Origin of the sequence: Amycolatopsis sp. cmx-4-83, assembly GCF_046548815.1 — a bacterium.
In the GTDB taxonomy this organism is placed as follows: Bacteria; Actinomycetota; Actinomycetes; order Mycobacteriales; family Pseudonocardiaceae; genus Amycolatopsis; species Amycolatopsis pretoriensis_A.
This window is the reverse complement of sequence record NZ_JAEBEF010000013.1, coordinates 347,435-367,154: the sequence shown is the minus strand read 5'-3', so window position 1 is coordinate 367,154 and position 19,720 is coordinate 347,435. Positions and strand designations below refer to the sequence as shown.

1 protein-coding gene is annotated in these 19,720 nt (G+C 75.6%); it reads right to left on the bottom strand.

Translation table 11 applies throughout. The features are described 5' to 3' along the window. Window positions 1–8: 8 nt before the first annotated feature. The gene (locus ACLJQM_RS37465; protein ID WP_410635067.1) at window positions 9–19,577 is read right to left on the bottom strand and encodes a type I polyketide synthase; all 19,569 of its coding nucleotides are present in this window, start codon (window positions 19,575–19,577) and stop codon (window positions 9–11) included. Window positions 19,578–19,720 lie beyond the last annotated feature (143 nt).

The following is a 19,720-nucleotide window of genomic DNA, read 5'->3' as shown; positions in this document are numbered from 1 at the left end:
GCCACGGGTCACTTCACCCCCAGATCGTTGTCGATGAACGCGAGGAGCTCGTCGGCGCCCAGCGCGCCGGCGGCCGGGGTCTCCCCCGGGTCGCCGGGGCCGGTCCACTTGACGAGCAGGGCTTGCAGCCGCACGGTGATCGCGGCGCGGGCGTCGTCGGCGGCGGCGACGGCGGACAGCAGGCTTTCCAGCTTCTCGATCTCGGCCAGCGCCGGGCGGGCGGCGGCGCCGTCCCCGAGCGCGGCGGCGACGAGGAATTCGGCGACCCGGGTGATCGTCGGGTGGTCGAAGACCAGCGTCGCCGGCAGCCGCAAGCCGGTGCGGGCTTCCAGGCGGTTGCGCAGCTCGACCGAGGTCAGCGAGTCGAAGCCGAGGTCGGTGAAGCTGACGGCGGGCCCGACCGCGCCGTCGTGCCCGAGCACGGCCTCGACCTGCTTGCCGACCAGGGCGATCGTGACGGGCAGCCGTTCTTCGGACGGCAGCGGCGCCAGCCGGGCGGCCAGGTCGCCCCCGGGTTCGACGGCCGCGGCCCGCTTCGGCGCCGCGGTGACCAGGCCGCGCAGAGCGGGCAGGAGCGGGTCCTGGCCGCGCAGCACGGCGAGGTCGAGCCGCAGGGCCGCGACCGCGGGCGAGCCGGCGTCCAGCGCGGCGTCGAACAGCGCGACACCGTCCTCTGTGGACAGCGGGGGCAAGCCGGAACGGTGCATCCGGGCCAGTTCGGCGTCGGAGAGCGTGCCGGTCATGCCGCTGCCGGCGTTCCAGGCGCCCCAGGCGATCGAGACCCCGGCCTTGCCCTCGGCGGCTCGCTGGTGGGCGAGCGCGTCGAGGAAGGCGTTGGCGGCGGCGTAGTTGGCCTGCCCGGCCGCCCCGAGGGTGCCCGCGATCGAGGAGAAGAAGACCAGCCGGGTGCCGGGTGCGGTGAGTTCGTGCAGGTGCCAGGCGGCGTCGACCTTGGGCGCGAAGACGGTGTCGAGGCGGTCCGGGGTCAGGGCCCCGAGGACGCCGTCGTCGAGCACACCCGCCGCGTGCACGACGGCGGTCAGTTCGACCTCTGCCAGCACCTTGACGAGTGCGTCGCGGTCGCTGACGTCGCAGGCGACGACCTGGGCTTCCGCGCCCAGCTCGGCCAGCTCGGCGACGAGGTCACCGACACCGGGCGTGTCCTCGCCGCGGCGCCCGAGCAGCAGCAGGTGCCGCACCCCGCGCCCGGCCAGGTGCCGGGCGAAGGTGGCACCCAGCCCCCCGGTGCCACCGGTGATGAGCACGGAATCCCCCCAGTCCGCACTTTCACGTGAAAGTGCGGGCCCCTGGTGGGCACTTTCACGTGAAAGTGCGGGGGTCAGGCGGGCGGTGTGGAGGTGGCCGGCGCGCAGGGCGACCTGGGGTTCGCCGGCTGCGAGGGCGCCCGCGACGGCCGTCTCCGGGACGTCGTCTTCGTCGGAGTCGACGAGGACGATCCGGCCCGGGTTCTCCAGCTGGGCCGCGCGCAGCAGGCCCCAGACGGCCGCGTGGGCGAGGTCGACGTGGTCGGCGGGCTCGACGGCGACGCCGTGGCGGGTGACCACGACGAGGGTGGGCTCCTCGGCGAGCCCGCGCTGGACGTCCGCCAGCACCCGGGCGGTCACCTCGCGGACGGCGGCCGGGACCGGTCCCGGCGCGGACGGCACCCGGAGGAGGGTGACCGGTGGTGCGTCCGGGATCGCGGAGGCTTCGGGCAGCGCCGGCCACGTGAGCCGGTAGCCGGTCGGGGCCGGGGTGGTCAGCGTGGGCACCGCCCGCAGCGCGAGCGAGCGGACCGAGACGACCGGGGTGCCGTCCGGTGTGGTCGCGGTGACCTCGACCGCGCCGTCGACCGGGGTGAGCCGGACCCGCAGGCTCGTCGCCCCGGCGGCCAGGAACGAGGTGCCCGACCAGCTGAACGGCAGCCCGCCGCCGATTTCCAGCAGCGACGCCGCGTGCAGCGCCGCATCGAGCAGCGCGGGGTGCACGACGAACTGCGCGGCGGCTTCGTGGTCGTCCTCGGCCAGTGCGACCTCGGCGTAGACGTCGTCGCCGAGCCGCCAGGCCCGGGTCAGGCCCTGGAACATCGGGCCGTACCCGAGGCCGCGGTCGGCCATCGAGTCGTAGAAGCCCTCCAGTGCAAGGGCTTCCGCCCCGGCGGGCGGCCACTCGGACCAGGTGCCGGCCGGTTCGTCCACGGCGGGCACGAGCGTGCCGCTCGCGTTGCGGGTCCAGGCCGCGCCCGGTTCGCCGTCGTCGCGCGAGTAGACGCGCAGGGTCCGGGCACCGTTGTCGTCGGCGCCGCTGACGGCGACCTGGACGACGACCCGGCCGCCGTCCGGGACGACCAGCGGGGCTTCGAGGGTGAGTTCGTCGACGCGCGGGCAGCCGGCCTGGTCGCCGGCGCGCACGGCCAGCTCCAGCAGCGCGGTGCCGGGGACCACCACGGCGCCACCGACGGTGTGCCCGGCCAGCCACGGCTGCGCGGCGAGCGAAAGGCGTCCGGTGAAGAGCAGGCCACCGGAGTCCGGCAGCTCGACCGCGGCGCCGACCAGCGGGTGCCCGGCCGCCCAGAGCCCGGCCGCGGAGACGTCGCCGGCCTGGGAAAGGCCGCCGCCCGGCCAGATCCACTGGTGCTGGAAGGCGTAGGTGGGCAGCGGCACGACCCGGGCACCCGGCCCGGCCACCGCCGGCCAGTCGAGGGCGACCCCGGCCACGTGCAGCCGGCCGAGGGCTTCGACGACGGCGTCGGCTTCGGCCCGGTCGCGGCGCAGGAACGGGACGGCGACCCGGCCGGCGTCGAGGGATTCCGCCGCCATCGCCGACACCGTGGCGTCCGGGCCGATCTCGGCGAACGCGGTGACGCCCAGCTCGGCCAGCCGCCGCACGGCCGGACCGAACAGCACGGGCCGCCAGACCTGCTCGGCCCAGTGCTCGGCCGAAGCCAGGGTTTCGGCGGTGACCAGCTCGCCGGTGACGGTCGAGACGATCGGCAGCGACGGCGCCGAGAAGGTGATCCCGGCGACGACCTTGCGGAAGTCGTCGAGCATCGGCGTCATCAGCGGCGAGTGGAAGGCGTGGCTGACGCGCAGCCGCCGGGTCTTGCGGCCGTCGGCGGCGAAGTGCGCGGCGATCTCCTCGACGCGGCCGGCGGCGCCGGACACGACGACCGAGGCCGGGCCGTTGACCGCGGCCAGCGCGACCTCGTCCTCGCGGCCCGCCAGCAGCGGCCGGACCTCGGCTTCGGTGGCCTGCACGGCGATCATCGCGCCGCCCTCGGGCAGCTGCTGCATGAGCCGGCCGCGCGCCGCGACCAGCGTGCAGGCGTCGTCGAGGGTGAGCACCCCGGCGACGTGCGCGGCGGCGATCTCGCCGATCGAGTGCCCGGCCAGGTACTCCGGCGTGAGCCCCCACGACCGGACCAGGTGGTACAGCGCGACTTCGAACGCGAACAGCGCGGGCTGCGCGTACTGCGTCTCGTCGAGCGCGCCAGCCTCCTCGGCGAAGAGCAGTTCACGCAGCGGGCGGTCCAGTTCCCGGTCGAGCCGCGCGAGCACGGTGTCGAGTGCTTCGGCGAAGACCGGGAAGCGCTCGGCGAGGTCACGGCCCATGCCGGCGCGCTGGCTGCCCTGCCCGGCGAAGAGGAACGCGGGCACCTGCTCCCCCGCCGTGCCGGTGACCAGCCCGGCGACGCTGCCACCGCGGGCCAGCACCTCCAGGCGGGTCTCGAGGTCGGTCCGGGTCCCGCCGGTGACGACCGCGCGTTCGGTGAACTGCGTCCGGGTGGTGGCCAGCGCGAAGCCGATGTCGGCCGCGCTCGCGTCGCGGTGCCCGGCGAGGTGCGCGAGCAGCCGGGAAGCCTGCTCCCGCAACGCTTCCGGCGTGCGGCCGGACAGCGGCCAGGCCACCAGCGACGGCGCCGGCTCCGCTCGCGGCGGCTCCGGGACGACCGGCGGCGCTTCGAGCACGGTGTGGGCGTTGGTGCCGCTGATGCCGAACGACGACACCGCGGCGCGGCGCGGGCGGCCGTGGTCGGGCCAGGCCCGCGGTTCGGTGAGCAGCTCGATCGCGCCGCCCGACCAGTCGACGTGCGTGGACGGCTCGGTGACGTGCAGGGTGCGCGGCACGGTGCCGGTCCGCATGGCCTGCACCATCTTGATGATCCCGGCGACGCCGGAGGCGGCCTGGGTGTGGCCGAGGTTCGACTTGATCGACCCGAGCAGCAGCGGGGTTTCCCGGTCGCGGCCGTAGGTGGCCAGCAGCGCCTGGGCTTCGATCGGGTCGCCGAGGGTGGTGCCGGTGCCGTGCGCCTCGACGACGTCGATGTCCTCAGTGGACAGTCCGGACGCGGCGAGCGCCTGGCGGATCACGCGTTGCTGGGCCGGCCCGTTCGGTGCCGTGAGGCCGTTGGACGCGCCGTCGGAGTTCACCGCGCTGCCGCGGACCACGGCGAGGATCTCGTGGCCGTTGCGCTTCGCGTCGGACATCCGTTCCAGCACGAGGATCCCGGCGCCTTCGGACCAGCCGACGCCGTCGGCGGTGTCCGAAAAGGACTTGCAGCGGCCGTCGGCGGACAGGCCGCGCTGGCGGCTGAAGCCGATGAACGTGCTGGGCGTGGACATCACCGTGACGCCGCCGGCGAGCGCGAGCGAGCACTCCCCGTTCTGCAGGGCACGGGCCGCCAGGTGCAGGGCGACGAGCGAGGACGAGCACGCCGTGTCGACGGTCAGCGTCGGGCCTTCCAGCCCGAACGCGTAGGCGACGCGGCCGGAGGCGACGCTCGGGGCGCTGCCGTTGCCCTGGTAGCCCTCGGTGTCCGGGCTGCCCTGCAGCAGCAGGCCGTAGTCGGAGTACATGACGCCGACGAACACGCCGGTGCGGGAGCCGCGCAGCGAGCGCGGGTCGACGCCGGTCCGCTCGACGGCTTCCCAGGAGACCTCCAGCAGCAGCCGCTGCTGGGAGTCGGTCGCGAGGGCCTCGCGGGGGCTCATCCCGAAGAACGCCGGGTCGAATTCGCCGGCCTCGTGCAGGAAACCGCCGCTGCGCGTGTACGACGTGCCCGGGTGGTCGGGGTCCGGGTGGTAGAGGCCGTCGACGTCCCAGCCGCGGTTGGCCGGGAAGTCGGTGACCGCGTCCACGCCCTGCTCGACGAGGGTCCAGAGGTCTTCCGGCGAGCCGACGCCGCCGGGGTAGCGGCAGCCCATGCCGACGATGACGATCGGGTCGCCGTCCACCGCGGCCGCCGGGGTGACCGGCTCGGGGACGTCGACCTCGCCGAGCAGGAACGCGGCCAGCTCGGCCGGGGTCGGGTAGTCGAACGTGAGGGTGGCGGGCAGCCGCAGCCCGGTCGCCGCGTCGAGCCGGTTGCGCAGCTCGACCGCGGTGAGCGAGTCGAAGCCCAGCTCGCGGAACGGCCGGTCGGCGGCGACCCCCGCGGTGCCGGTGTGCCCGAGCACCGCGGCGACCTGCGCGCGGACGAGGTCGAGCACCGCGCGGGACCGCTCGGCCCCGGTGAGGCCGAGGAGCGGGCCGTCCAGGCGCGGCAGGTGGGCCGCCGCCTGCCGGACGGGGGTGCGGACCAGGCCGCGCAGCAGGTGCGTGACCTCGGGCTGCGTGCTGAGCGCGGCGAAGTCGAGGCGGACCGGCAGGACGGTGTCGAGGCCGGCGGCGCAGGCCGCGTCGAACAGTGCGAGGGCGTGGTCCGGCTCGAGCGCGGGCATGCCGGTGGCGGCCATCCGCCGCAGGTCGGCGTCGGTGAGGGTGGCGGTCATGCCGCCGGCCCGCGACCACGCGCCCCAGCCGAGGGAAAGCGCCTGCTGCCCGCGGGCCCGGCGGCGCCGGACGAGCGCGTCGGCGGCCGCGTTGGCCGCGGAGTAGTTGGCCTGCCCGGCCGCGCCGAAGGTGCCCGCGACCGAGGAGTAGACGACGAACGCGGCCAGGTCGAGGTGGCGGGTCAGCTCGTCGAGGTGCCAGGCGGCGTCGAACTTGGGCGCCAGCACGGTGTCGAGCCGCTCGGGGGTGAGCGAGCCGAGGACGCCGTCGTCGAGGACACCGGCGGTGTGCACGACGGCGGACAGGTCGGCGCCGTCCAGCACGCGGGCCAGTTCGGCGCGGTCGGCGACGTCGGCCGCCACGACGTCGACCTCGGCACCGGCCGCGGTCAGGTCGGCGACCAGCTCGTCCGCGCCGGGGGCGTCGGGACCGCGGCGGCTGACCAGCAGGAGCCGCCGGGCGCCGTGGGTGGTCACGAGGTGGCGGGCGAGCGTGGCGCCGAGCCCGCCGGTGCCGCCGGTGATCAGCACGGTGCCCTCGTCCCACCTCGGCGGGACGACGTCGTCGGTGTAGGGCACGCGGGCGATCCGGGCGACGCTGATCTCGCCGCCGCGCACGATCGTCTGCGGTTCGCCGGACGCCACGACGGCGGGCAGCGCGGCGAGGGACTCGGGGTGATCGTCCACATCGGACAGGAAGAACCGGCCCGGGTGTTCGCGCTGCGCCGAGCGCACGAGGCCCCAGACGGCCGCGGCGGCGGGATCGTCCATTCCGGACGTGACGAACACCAGCCGGGAGTCCTCCGCGGACTGCAGCACGGCGAGCGCGTCGGCGGCCGCGGCGCGCACCCCGCCGAGATCGGGGTCGCCCGTCGTGACGTGGTGGACGACGAACTCGGCTTCCCCGGCCGGCCGCGGGACCGGGACCCAGTCCAGGTGGTAGAGCGAGTCGACGGGCTGGGTCCGGGCCGGGGCGGCGGGCCGCAGCACGAGCGAGCCGACCGACGCGACCGGGTCGCCGGCCGCGTCGCGCAGCTCGATGGCGACGGAGTCCTCGCCGAGGCGGGTCAGCTTGGCCCGCACGACCGCCGCGCCACCCGCGTGCAGCGTGACGCCGCTCCAGGCGAACGGGAGCCGTCCCCCGTCCACCTCGGTCAGCCCGGCGTGTTCGGCGGCGTGCAGGACCGCGTCCAGCAGCGCCGGGTGCAGCCCGAACGCGGCCGCGTCCCGCTCGGCCTCTTCCGGCAGCACGACGTCGGCGTACACCGCCTCGGGGGTGCGCCAGACAGCCTTGAGCCCGCGGAACAGCGGCCCGTAGCCGAACCCGCCCGAGGCGAGCCGCTCGTAGAACCCTTCCAGGGCAACGGCTTCGGCTTCCGGCGGCGGCCAGGCGGCCGAGTCGTCCGGAGTGGCCGTGCCGGTGCCGAGGCGGCCGCTCGCGTGCCGCGTCCACGGCTGCTCGCCGCCCCCGGCCGGGCTGGAGTACACGGCCAGGGCGCGCTCGCCCGCGGGACCGGCCGGGCCGACGACGACCTGCAGCCGGACCGCGCTCCCGGGCGGCAGGACCAGCGGGACTTCGAGGGTCAGCTCGTCGACGCGGTCGCAGCCCGCCCGGTCGGCGGCGCGAATCGCGAGGTCGAGGTAGGCGGTGCCGGGCAGCAGGGCCGCGCCGAGCACGAAGTGGTCGGCCAGCCACGGCTGCGTGCGCAGCGAAAGCTGGGCGGTGAACAGGAACCCGCCGGAGTCCGGGAGTTCGACGCCCGCGCCGAGCAGCGGGTGCCGGGCGGCGTCGAGACCCACGGAACCGAGGTCGCCGGGAACCGCGCCGGAGGTGCGCGGCCAGTGGCGTTCGCGTTGGAACGGGTAGGTCGGCAGGGCCGGGCCGGGGCCGCCGGCCGGGCCGAAGAACACGGGCCAGCCGACCCGCACCCCGGCGACGTGCAGGCGGCCCAGCGCCGTCACGAACGCGGTCTCCTCGGCCTGGTCGCGGCGCAGCAGCGGGACGCAGGCGACGTCGGAACCGAGGACTTCGCTCGCGGCGGCGGACAGGGACCCGTCCGGGCCCAGTTCGACGACGGCGGCGGCACCCTGCTCGCCGAGCACGCGCACGGCGTCGGCGAAGCGGACCGGCTCGCGGACGTGCGCGACCCAGTACTCCGGCGTGTTCAGGCCGGCGAGCTCACCGGTCACGGTGGACACGATGGGCAGCCGGGCTTCGCCGAACTCCAGGCCCGCCAGGACTTCGGCGAAGTCGTCGAGCACCGGGTCCATCAGCGGCGAGTGGAACGCGTGGCTGACCGCGAGGCGCCGGACGTGGTGCCCGGCCGCGGCCAGCGCGTCGGTGGTCCGGGTGACGGCGGCTTCGGGGCCGGCGACCACGACCGCGGCGGGCCCGTTGACCGCGGCGATCGTCACGCCGTCCACGAGGAAGCCGCGGACTTCGGCTTCGGGGGCACGGACCGCGGCCATCGCGCCGCCGGCCGGGAGCGCGGCCATCAGGCGGCCGCGGGCGGCGACGAGCGTGCACGCGTCCTCGAGGGACAGCACTCCGGCGACGTGCGCGGCGGCGATCTCGCCGACCGAGTGCCCGGCGAGCCAGGACGGCTTGACCCCGAAGGACTCCAGCAGCCGGTACTGCGCGACACCCAGCGCGAAGGTCGCCGGTTGCGTCCGGTCGGTGCGGTCCAGCAGCGTGCCGGATTCGGCGAAGACGACGTCCCGCAGCTCCTCGCCGAGGTGCGCGCACACAGCGTCGAAAGCTTCGGCGAAGACGGGGAAGCGCCGGTACAGCCCGGCGCCCATGCCCGGCCGTTGCGCGCCCTGCCCGGCGAAGACGAACGCGCTCCTGGCGCGGGTCCGCGCCGGGGTCGCGACGGGTGTTTCGGCGAGCGCGGCGAGTTGTCCGAGGGGGTCGCCGACGAGGGCCGCGCGGTACGGGAACGCCGTGCGCGTGGTGGCGAGCGCCCGGGCGACGCCGGCGGGCGCGCGGTCGGACAGCAGCGCGTGCAGCTGAGCGGCCTGCGCCGACAGCGCCTGCGGGGTGCGCGCGGACAGCAGCAGCGGCGCGACCGGCGGCTCGTCGGCGACGACGTCGTCGAAAACCGGTGCCTGCTCGAGGATCGCGTGCGCGTTGGTGCCGGACAGCCCGAACGACGAGACACCGGCTCGGCGCGGCCGCCCGGACTCCGGCCAGGCGCGGTGCTCGGTGACGACGCGGACGTCGCCCGCGGTCCAGTCGACGCGGCTCGACGGCTCGTCGACGTGCAGGGTCTTCGGCAGCTCGCCGTGGCGCAGGGCGAGGACCATCTTGATGATCCCGGCGACGCCGGCGGCGGCCTGGGTGTGCCCGAGGTTGGACTTGACGGCGCCGAGCCACAGCGGCTCTTCGCGGTCGCGGCCGTAGGTGGCCAGCAGGGCCTGGGCTTCGATCGGGTCGCCCAGGACGGTGCCGGTGCCGTGCGCCTCCACGGCGTCGACGTCCGTTGTGGACAGTCCGGCGTCCGCGAGTGCCTGGCGGATCACGCGTTGCTGGGCGGGGCCGTTGGGAGCGGTGAGGCCGTTGGACGCGCCGTCGGAGTTGACGGCGGTGCCGCGGACCACGGCGAGCACCGGGTGGCCCTGCTCGCGGGCGGTCGAAAGCCGCTCGACGACGAGGACGCCGGCGCCTTCGGACCAGCCGGTGCCGTCGGCACCGTCGGCGAAGGGCTTGCAGCGGCCGTCGGCGGCGAGGCCGCCCTGGCGGGCGAACTCGGCGAAGGAGCTGGGCGTGGTCATGATCGTGACGCCGCCGGCGAGCGCGGTCGTGCACTCGCCGCGGCGCAGGGCCTGCGCGGCCCAGTGCAGTGCGACCATCGACGACGAGCACGCGGTGTCGACGGTGACCGACGGGCCTTCCAGCCCGAGCGTGTAGGACAACCGTCCGGAAAGGACACTGGCGGTGGTGCCGGTGGCCAAGTGGCCCTGGACGTCCTCACCGGAGGTGGCGAGGAGGTTCACGTAGTCCTGGCCGTTGGTGCCGACGAAGACGCCGGTGTCGCCGCCGTGCAGCGTCGCCGGGTCGATCCCCGCGCGTTCGAGGGCTTCCCAGGACACTTCGAGCAGCAGGCGCTGCTGCGGGTCCATGGCCATCGCCTCGCGGGGCGAGATGCCGAAGAAGTCGGCGTCGAAGTCGGTGACGCCGTCGAGGAAACCGCCGGTGAGCGCGTATTCGTAGCCCGAGGCGAGGGTCGCGAGGTCCCAGCCGCGGTCTTCGGGGAAGCCGGTGATGCCGTCTTCGCCGCCCGCGAGCAGGCGCCAGAAGTCTTCGGGGCCGCGGACGCCGCCGGGGAACCGGCAGCCGATGCCGACGATGACGATCGGGTCGTCGTCGGCGGCCGCGCGGGCCGGCGCGGCGGTCTCGGCCAGGGTGCCGGCGAGTTCGCCGAGCAGGTGGCGGGTGAGGATCTCCGGCGTCGGGTGGTCGAACACCAGCGACGGCGGCAGGTCGAGCCCGGTCGCCAGCGCGACGACGTTGCGCAGTTCGACGGCGGTGAGCGAGTCGAAGCCGAGGTCGCGGAACGCGCGGTCGGGGGCCACTCCCCCGGTGCCGCTGTGGCCGAGGACGAGGGCGACCTGCTCCAGCAGCAGTCCGAGCAGGAAGTCGAACCGGTCGTCCTCGGGGACGGCGGCGAGCCGGGCGCGCAGTTCCTCGTCGCCGCGCGGGGCCTCGGCGCGCGCGGCGGCGGGGATGCCGCTGAGCAGCGGGCTCGGGCGCAGGACGTGCGGGTAGCGGGTCCAGTCGATGTCGGCGACGACGACGGTGGTGTCGGCCAGTGCCCGCTCCAGCGCGGCGCTCGCCCGCTCGGGGTCGAGGGGATTCAGGCCGCCGCGGCGAGCCCGGTCGGCGACGGTGGCGTCGGCGGCGAGCATGCCGCCGCCCGCCCACGGGCCCCAGGCGATGGACGTCGCGGGCAGGCCGAGGCCACGACGGTGCTCGGCGAGGGCGTCGAGGGTGGCGTTCGCCGCCCCGTAGGCGGCTTGACCGGCCGAGCCGAAGGTGCCCGCGACGGACGAGAACAGGACGAAGTTCCGCAGGTCGGCGGTCAGTTCGTGCAGGTTCCACGCGGCTTCGGCCTTGGCGCGGTAGCCGGCATCGAAGCGGTCGGGGGTGAGGCTTTCGAGGACGCCGTCGTCGAGGACGCCGGCGGTGTGCACGACCTCGGTGAGGTCGGGGATCCCGGCCAGCACGGCGGCGAGGGCGTCCCGGTCGGCGACGTCGCACGCGGTGATCGTGACGTCGGCGCCGAGGGCGGTGAGTTCTTCGCGGAGTCCGGGCGCGCCGGGGGCATCGGGACCGCGGCGGCTGACGAGCACCAGGCTGCGCCCGGTCTTCGCGAGCCGACGGGCGATTTCGGCGCCGAGGGCGCCGGTGCCGCCGGTGATGAGGGTGGTTCCGTCGCCGGGCTCGGGGGCGCGGGTCCGCGTCGGGGACGCGGCGATGATCCGGCGGCCGAACAGCCCCGCCGCGCGGATCGCCAGCTGGTCTTCTCCGTCGGCGCCGGTGAGCGCGGCGGCGAGCCGTCGCGGCACTTCGGCGTCCAGGTCGGCGGGCAGGTCGACGAGACCGCCCCAGCGCTGCGGCTGTTCCAGCGCCGCGGCGCGGCCGAGGCCCCACACGGCGGCCTGCGCGGGCCGCGCTACCGGGTCGCCCGGGGCGACCGCCACGGCTTCGCGGGTCACGCACCACAGCGGCGTGTCGCCGAGGGTCTGCAGCAGGGTGGCCGTGGCGGTGAGCCCGGCCGGGACGCCCGGGAAGCCGGTTTCGTCCAGGGCCAGCAGGGAAAGCACGTGGTCGAACTCGCGGTCGCGCAGGCGGTCGGCGATGGTGTCGTCGAAGACCACGGGCTCGCCGTCGAAGTACCCGGCGACCGTGGTGACCCACGGGTCGTCGGCCAGAGCGGCCGGGACGACCACGAGCCAGGAGCCGGTGCCGGGGCGGGCCGCGGTGACCGGGACCCAGGTCGCCTTGTAGCGCCATCTGTCCACAACGGACTCTTCGTGGCGCGAACGGCGGTACGACGACAGCGCGGGCAAGAGCGCCCCGAGGGTCGCGTCGTCGACGTCGAGGCGGGCGGCCAGGCCGGCGGCGTCACCCCGGTCGACAGCGGCCCAGAACTCCGCGTCGGCCGTGTTCGCGGCGGGGGCCGCGGCGGAGGGCCAGAACCACTCGTGCTGGAACGCGTACGTGGGCAAGGCCACCCGGCGGGCGCCGGTCCCGGCGAAGAACGCGGACCAGTCGATCCGGACGCCGGACACGTGCAGCTGCCCGAGGGCGCCGACCAGGGTCTCGACGTCGTCGCGGCCGCGGCGGGCCAGCGGGATGCCGTCGGTCATCGCGGACAGGACCGCGTCCGGGCCGATCTCGACGACCAGGCCGGCTTCCCGCAGCTGCTCGGCGGTGCCGGCGAACCGGACCGGTTCCCGGACGTGGGCGACCCAGCGGTCCGGGTCGGTGACGTCACCCTCGGCGACCATCGGCACGGCGGGCGCTTCGAAGGCGAGCCCGGCGATGGCGTCCCGGAACGCGGGCAGCATCGGGTCCATCAGCGGCGAGTGGAACGCGTGCGACACCGTGAGCCGCTTGGTGTCGGCGAAGTGGCCCGCCGCGGCGAGCACCGCGGACTCCACCCCGGACAGCACGACCGACGCCGGGCCGTTGACCGCGGCGAGCGCCACTTCGTCGCTCAGGTGGGGCGCGACCTCGGCTTCGGTGGCGCGGACGGCGACCATCGCGCCACCCGGCTCGAGGTCCTGCATCAGCGACGCGCGGGCCGTGACCAGCGCGCACGCGTCGTCCAGGGACAGCACCCCGGCGACGTGCGCGGCGGCGATCTCGCCGACCGAGTGGCCGCCGACGAAGTCCGGCCGGACGCCCCACGCGGACAGCAGCCGCACGAGCGCGACCTCGACCGCGAACAACGCCGGCTGCGCGAACCCGGTGCGGGACAACGCTTCGGCGTCGTCGCCCCACAGGACTTCGCGCACCTGCGGGTCGAGGCGGTCGAGCACGGCGTCGAGCGCGGTGGCGAACGCCGGGAAGCTGTCGTAGAGGCCGCGGGTCATCCCGGGCCGCTGCGCACCCTGGCCGGTGAAGACGAACGCGACCTTCGGCGCGCCCTTCGCCTCGCCGGTGGTGACCAGCGGCGACGGACGGCCCTCGGCGAGCGTGGCCAGCCCTTCGGTGGTGCGGACGACGGCGCGGTGGTCGAACGTCGAGCGCGTCGTGGCCAGCGAATACCCGAGGTCGAGCAGGTCCGCGGTGGTGTCCCGGAGCCGGGCGGCCTGGTCGCGCAAGGCTTCCGGCGTGCGGCCGCTGAGCACCAGCGGGACGCACGGCAGTTCGCGCTCGGCCTCGTCCCGGGCGCGGATGACGACGGGCGGTTCCTCGATGATCGCGTGGGCGTTGGTGCCGCTGATACCGAACGACGACACGCCCGCTCGGCGCGGGCGGCCGGCCTCCGCAGGCCACGGCCGCGCGTCGGTGAGCAGCTCGACGTTCCCGGCGGCCCACTCGACGTGCGTCGACGGCTCGGTGACGTGCAGCGTGCGCGGCAGGGTGCCGTTGCGCATCGCCTGGACGACCTTGATGATCCCGGCGACCCCGGCCGCGGCCTGCGCGTGCCCGATGTTCGACTTGATCGACCCGAGCAGCAACGGCGTCGAACGGTCCTGGCCGTAGGTGGCGAGCAGCGCCTGGGCTTCGATCGGGTCCCCGAGGGTGGTCCCGGTGCCGTGCGCCTCGACGACGTCGACGTCCGAAGTGGACAGTCCGGACGCGGCGAGGGCCTGGCGGATCACGCGCTGCTGCGAGGGGCCGTTCGGCGCGGTGAGGCCGTTCGACGCGCCGTCGGAGTTGACGGCGGACCCGCGCAGCACGGCGAGGATCTCGTGGCCGTTGCGGCGGGCGTCCGACATCCGTTCCAGGACCAGGATCCCGGCGCCTTCGGACCAGCCGACGCCGTCTGCGGTGTCCGAAAAGGACTTGCAGCGGCCGTCTGCGGCGATGCCGCGCTGGCGGCTGGAGGCGACGAACGAGCCGGGCGTCGACATGACCGTGACACCGCCGGCCAGCGCCAGCGAGCACTCCCCCTGCCGCAGCGCCTGCGCCGCCCAGTGCAACGCGACCAGCGACGACGAGCACGCGGTGTCGACGGTGACGGTCGGGCCTTCGAGGCCCATCGTGTAGGCGATCCGTCCGGAAGCGACACTCGGCGCGCTGCCGTTGCCCTGGTAGGCCTCGGCTTCCGGGCTGCCCTGCAGCAGCATCCCGTAGTCGGAGTACATCACGCCGACGAACACGCCGGTCCGGGAGCCGCGCAGCGACACCGGGTCGACGCCCGCGCGCTCCACCGCTTCCCACGACACTTCGAGCAGCAACCGCTGCTGGGAGTCGGTGGCCAGTGCTTCGCGCGGGCTCATCCCGAAGAACGCCGGGTCGAACTCGCCCGCCTCGTGCAGGAACCCGCCGTGGCGCGTGTACGACGTGCCGGGGTGGTCGGGGTCCGGGTGGTACAGGTTCTCGACGTCCCAGCCGCGGTTGACCGGGAAGCCGGACACCGCGTCGACGCCGGAATCGACCAGGTTCCACAGGTCTTCGGGCGAGCCGACGCCGCCCGGGTAGCGGCAGCCCATGCCGACGATGACGATCGGGTCGTCGGACACCGGGCGCGCGGTCACCGGGGTCTCGTCGGCGGCCGCGCCGGACAGCTCGCGGCCGAGGTGCGCGGCGAGCGCTTCCGGGGTCGGGTAGTCGAAGACGAGCGTGGCGGGCAGGCGCAGGCCGGTCGTCGCGTCGAGCCGGTTGCGCAGTTCGACGGCGGTCAGCGAGTCGAAGCCGAGGTCCTTGAACGCGCTCCGGCCGTCGACGGTGTCGGTGGCCGCGTAGCCGAGCACGAGCCCGGCCTCGGTGCGCACCAGGTCCTCGAGCGCCCGGGCGCGGTCGGCCTCGGTGAGCCCACCGAGCCGGTCGGCCAGCGCGGACGCGGGGCGGCTCGTGCCCGGCGCGGCACCCCCGGGCACGAGCGAGCGCAGCAGCGCGGGCACGCCCGGGCGGCCGCGCAGCGCGCCGGCGTCCAGGCGCATCGGCAGGACAGCCGGTTCGGCCTCGGCCAGCGCGGCGTCGAACAGCGCCAGGCCTTCGGCCGGGTCGAGCGGGGGCAGACCGGCCGCGGCGAGCCGGCGGTGGTCGGCGTCGGACAGCCGGGCCGCCATCCCGGCGTCGCCGGCCCAGGCACCCCAGGCCAGGGACTGGCCGGGCAGGCCCTCGGCCCGCCGGCGCTGGGCGAGCGCGTCGAGGAAGGCGTTGGCGGCGGCGTAGTTGGCCTGCCCGGGGCTGCCGAGCACGCCGGCGGCCGAGGAGAACAGGACGAACGCACCGAGGTCGCCGGTCAGCTCGTGCAGGTTCCAGGCCGCGTCGGCCTTCGCGCGGAACACGGTCGCGATGCGGTCGGGCGTCAGGGTTTCGACGACGCCGTCGTCGAGGACACCGGCGGCGTGCACGACGGCACCGACCGGGTGCTCGGCCAGCAGCGCGGCGAGGGCGTCGCGGTCGGCGGCGTCGCACGCGGCGATGGTGACGTCGGCGCCGAGCGCGGCCAGCTCCTCGCGGAGTTCGGGCGCGCCGGGGGCGCCGGGACCGCGGCGGCCGGCCAGCAGCAGCTTCCGGACGCCGTGCGTGGTGACCAGGTGCTTCGCGACCAGGCCACCGAGCCCGCCGGTGCCGCCGGTGACCAGGACGGTCGCGCCGTCGGGGAAGTGCGCGGCCGGGCCGTCGCCGACCGGGAGGCGCGCCAGCCGCGGCAGGACGATCCCGCCGTCGCGCACGGCGGCCTGGGCTTCCCCGGCGTCGAGGACGCGCTGCAGTGGCGCGGTGAGGCTCTCGGGCTCGTCGACGTCGACGAGCACGAACCGATCGGGGTGCTCGGCCTGCGCGGAGCGGACGAGACCCCAGACCGCGGCGGCGGCCGGGTCGACGAGGTCGCCCTCGGCGGCCGGGACGGCGTGCGAGGTGACGAAGACCAGGCGCGACCGGGCGAACTCCGGCTCGGCGACCCAGGTCTGCAGCAGTTCGAGCGCCCACGAGGTGGCCGTGTGCGCGGCTGCCGCGTCGCCCGCGCCCGGCGGCACCGGGGCGAGGACGACGGAGGGGACCCCGCCGATCCGGACGGTCGCGAGGTCGGGGAAGACCGCCGGGGTGGCGAACCCGAGCCCGGTGCCGAGGACGACCCAGTCCGCATCGTCGGCGGGCTGCGTGACGGAAACCGCGGGTGCGGGTGTCCACACGGGACGGAACAGCGACTCGTGCCTGCTCGCGCGCAGGTCCCCGGCGGCGACCGGGCGGAACGTCAGCGCGTCGGCGGCCAGCACCGGCGTGCCCGCGGGGTCGGTGACGGCGAGGGCGACGGCGTTGTCCCCCACCGGGCTGAGCCGGGCGCGCAGGGTCGTCGCGTGCGTGGGCTGGACGCCGACGCCGGCCCACGAGAACGGCAGGCCCTCGCGGCCCTCGACGTGCGCCGAGGCGTGCAGGACGGCGTCGAGCAGCGCCGGGTGCAGGCCGAACGACGCGGCTTCGGTCTCGTGCTCGGGCGGCAGCGCGACTTCGGCCAGCACCTCGTCGCCGAGCCGCCAGGCCGCGCGCAGCCCCTGGAACGCCGGGCCGTAGCCGAGTCCTTGCCCGGCCAGGCCCTCGTAGAAACCGTCCAGGTCCAGGGGTTCGGCGCCGGCGGGCGGCCACTCCCCCGGCAGGACGGCGGCGGGTGCGCCGCCGACGGCGAGGCGGCCGAAGGCGTGCCGCACCCAGGTGTCGTCCTGCTGGGAGTAGACGCTGACCGAGCGGCTGCCGTCTTCGGCGGCCGGACCGGCGACGACCTGCACGCGCACGCCACCGGAGGCGGGCAGCACGAGCGGCGCGGCGAACGTCAGTTCGTCGACGCGGGCGCAGCCGACCTGCGCCCCCGCGCGGCCGGCCAGTTCGAGGAACGCCGTGCCGGGCAGGAGTTTGGTGCCGAGGATCTCGTGCTGGCCGAGCCAGGCCTGCCGGCGCACGGACAGCTCGCCGGCGAACAGGAAGCCGCCGGATTCGGGCAGTTCGACGGCCGCGCCGAGCAGCGGGTGCCCGGCCGGGTCGAGGCCGACCTGGCCGAGGTCGCCGCCGGTGCCGCCGTCGAGCCAGTAGGTGCGGCGCTGGAAGGCGTAGGTGGGCAGGTCGACGACGCGGGCGCCGGTGCCCTCGTGCCAGGCCGTCCAGTCGAAGCCGCCGCCGCGGACCTGCCAGCGGGCGAGCGCCGAGAGCAGGGTCGTGGTCTCGTCGCGGCCGCGGCGGGCGGTGGGGATGCAGTCGCTGTCCGGGCCGGTCAGCTCGGCGGTCATCGCCGAGAGCGTGGCGTCCGGGCCGACTTCGAGGAACGTGGTGACCCCGCGGGAAACCAGGTCGGCGACGGTGTCGGCGTACCGGACGGCGTCGCGCACGTGCCGCACCCAGTAGTCCACAGTGGACACGTCACCGGCCGCGACGACCGGGATCGAGGGCTCGGCGAAGGTCAGGGTGTCCAGCACCGCGCGGAAGTCGTCGAGCATCGGGTCCATCAGCGGCGAGTGGAACGCGTGGCTCACGGTGAGCCGCTTGGTCTTCTCGAACCGCGCGGCGATGGCGAGCACCGCGTCTTCGGCGCCGGACACGACGACGGCGGCCGGGCCGTTGACGGCGGCGATCGAGACGTCTTCGGTGAGCAGCGGGAGGAGCTCGGCCTCGGTCGCCTGGATCGCGACCATCGCGCCCCCGGCGGGCAGCGCCTGCATCAGGCGGCCGCGGGCCTCGACGAGCTTGACCGCGTCCGCCAGCGACAGCACCCCGGCCACGTGGGCCGCGGCGATCTCGCCGACGGAGTGCCCGGCGACGAAGTCCGGGCGCACGCCCAGGGATTCGAGGAGGCGGAAGAGCGCGACTTCGAAGGCGAACAACGCGGGCTGCGCGACGCCGGTTTCGTCCACAGTGGCGTCTTCGGGCAGGTCGAGCAGCGCGAGGATCTCGTCCCGGGCCCGCACGAAAGCCGGGAAGGCCAGTGTCCGCCCCATGTCGGCGCGCTGGGAACCCTGGCCGGTGAACAGGAACGCCGACGCGCCGGGGTGCCCGGCCGAGCCGGTGTGCACGCCGGGTGCGGCGGCCGAGGTGGCGAGCGCGTGCAGGGCGGCCAGCAGCTCGTCGCGGCCGGCGCCGGTGACGACGGCCCGGTGCGGGAAGGCGACGCGCGTGCTCGCGAGGGAGTGCGCGACGTCGAGCGGGGTGTGCTCCGGGCGGGCGTCGAGGTGGGCGAGCAGGCGGGCGGCCTGCTCGCGCAGCGCGTCCGGGGTGCGGCCGGACACCGGCCAGAGGTACCCGGCGGGCTCACGGCGCCCGGCGGCTTCGACCGGTTCGGGGATCGGCTGTTCGAGGATCAGGTGCGCGTTGGTGCCGCTGATGCCGAACGACGAAACGGCGGCGCGGCGCGGTTTCCCGGTGTCCGGCCACGGACGCGGCTCGGTCAGCAGCGAGACGCGGCCGGCGGTCCAGTCCACGTGGGACGTCGGCGCGTCGACGTGCAGGGTCCGCGGGAGGACGCCGTGGCGCATGGCCTGGATGGTCTTGATGACGCCGCCGACGCCGGCGGCGGACTGCGTGTGCCCGACGTTCGACTTGAACGACCCGAGCCACAGCGGGTCGCCCGTGCGCTCGCGGCCGTAGGTGGCCAGCAGCGCCTGGGCTTCGATGGGGTCGCCCAGCACGGTGCCGGTGCCGTGGGCCTCGACGGTGTCGATGTCGTCGGTGGTCAGCCCGGCGTTCTCGAGGGCCTGGCGGATCACGCGCTGCTGGGACGGCCCGTTGGGCGCGGTGAGGCCGTTGGAGGCGCCGTCGGAGTTGACCGCGGAGCCGCGGATGACGGCGAGCACCTCGTGGCCGTTGCGGCGCGCGTCGGAGAGCCGTTCCAGCAGCAGGAGCCCGGCGCCTTCGGAGAACCCGGCACCGTCGGCGGCCTCGGCGAAGGACTTGCAGCGGCCGTCGGAGGCCAGGCCGCCTTGGCGGTCGAACTCGCCGTAGAGGCCGGGGGTGGCCATCACGGCGACGCCGCCGGCGAGGGCGAAGGAGCACTCACGGGCCCGCAGCGAGCGGGCGGCCCAGTGCAGCGCGACCAGCGACGACGAGCACGCCGTGTCGACGGTGACGGCGGGCCCTTCCAGGCCGTAGAAGTAGGCGATCCGGCCGGAGATGACCGAGGATTCGGTGCCGGTGACGAGGTAGCCCTCGACGCCGTCGGGCAGCGCGGCGAGCCCGCGGCCGTACCCCATGGACCCGGCCCCGACGAAGACCCCGCCGGTGCCGCCCTCGACCTCGCGCGGGTCGATGCCCGCGCGTTCGAAGGCCTCCCAGGCCAGCTCGAGGACGATCCGCTGCTGCGGGTCCATGGCCAGCGCTTCGCGCGGCGAGATCCCGAAGAAGGCGGGGTCGAAGTCCCCGGCGCGGTGCAGGAACCCGCCCTGGTGCCGCGATTCCGGCCAGCCGCGGCCCTCGGGGAACCCGGTGACCGCGTCCACCCCGTCGGCGACGAGCTGCCAGAGGTCCTCGGGCGACTGCACGCCACCCGGGTACCGGCAGCTCATGGCGACGACCGCGACGGGCTCGGCCGCCGCGGCGAGCAGCGTGGTGTTCTGCCGCCGCAGCTGCTTGTTCTCCTGCACGGCGACGCGCAGTGCTTCGACGACTCGATCCGACCCGGCCGGCATAGACATCTCCAGGGTGAGCGTTTTCTTACCCGGGTGACGCCACCGCGACGGCGTTCCTCTCCGGACCGGCGCCGAGCGAACGTCCACTTGCCGGGGAGTCAACCGCACGCCCAGCCCGGAAACCCCCAGACTTGCCCCCGCCCCGAGCGCCACAT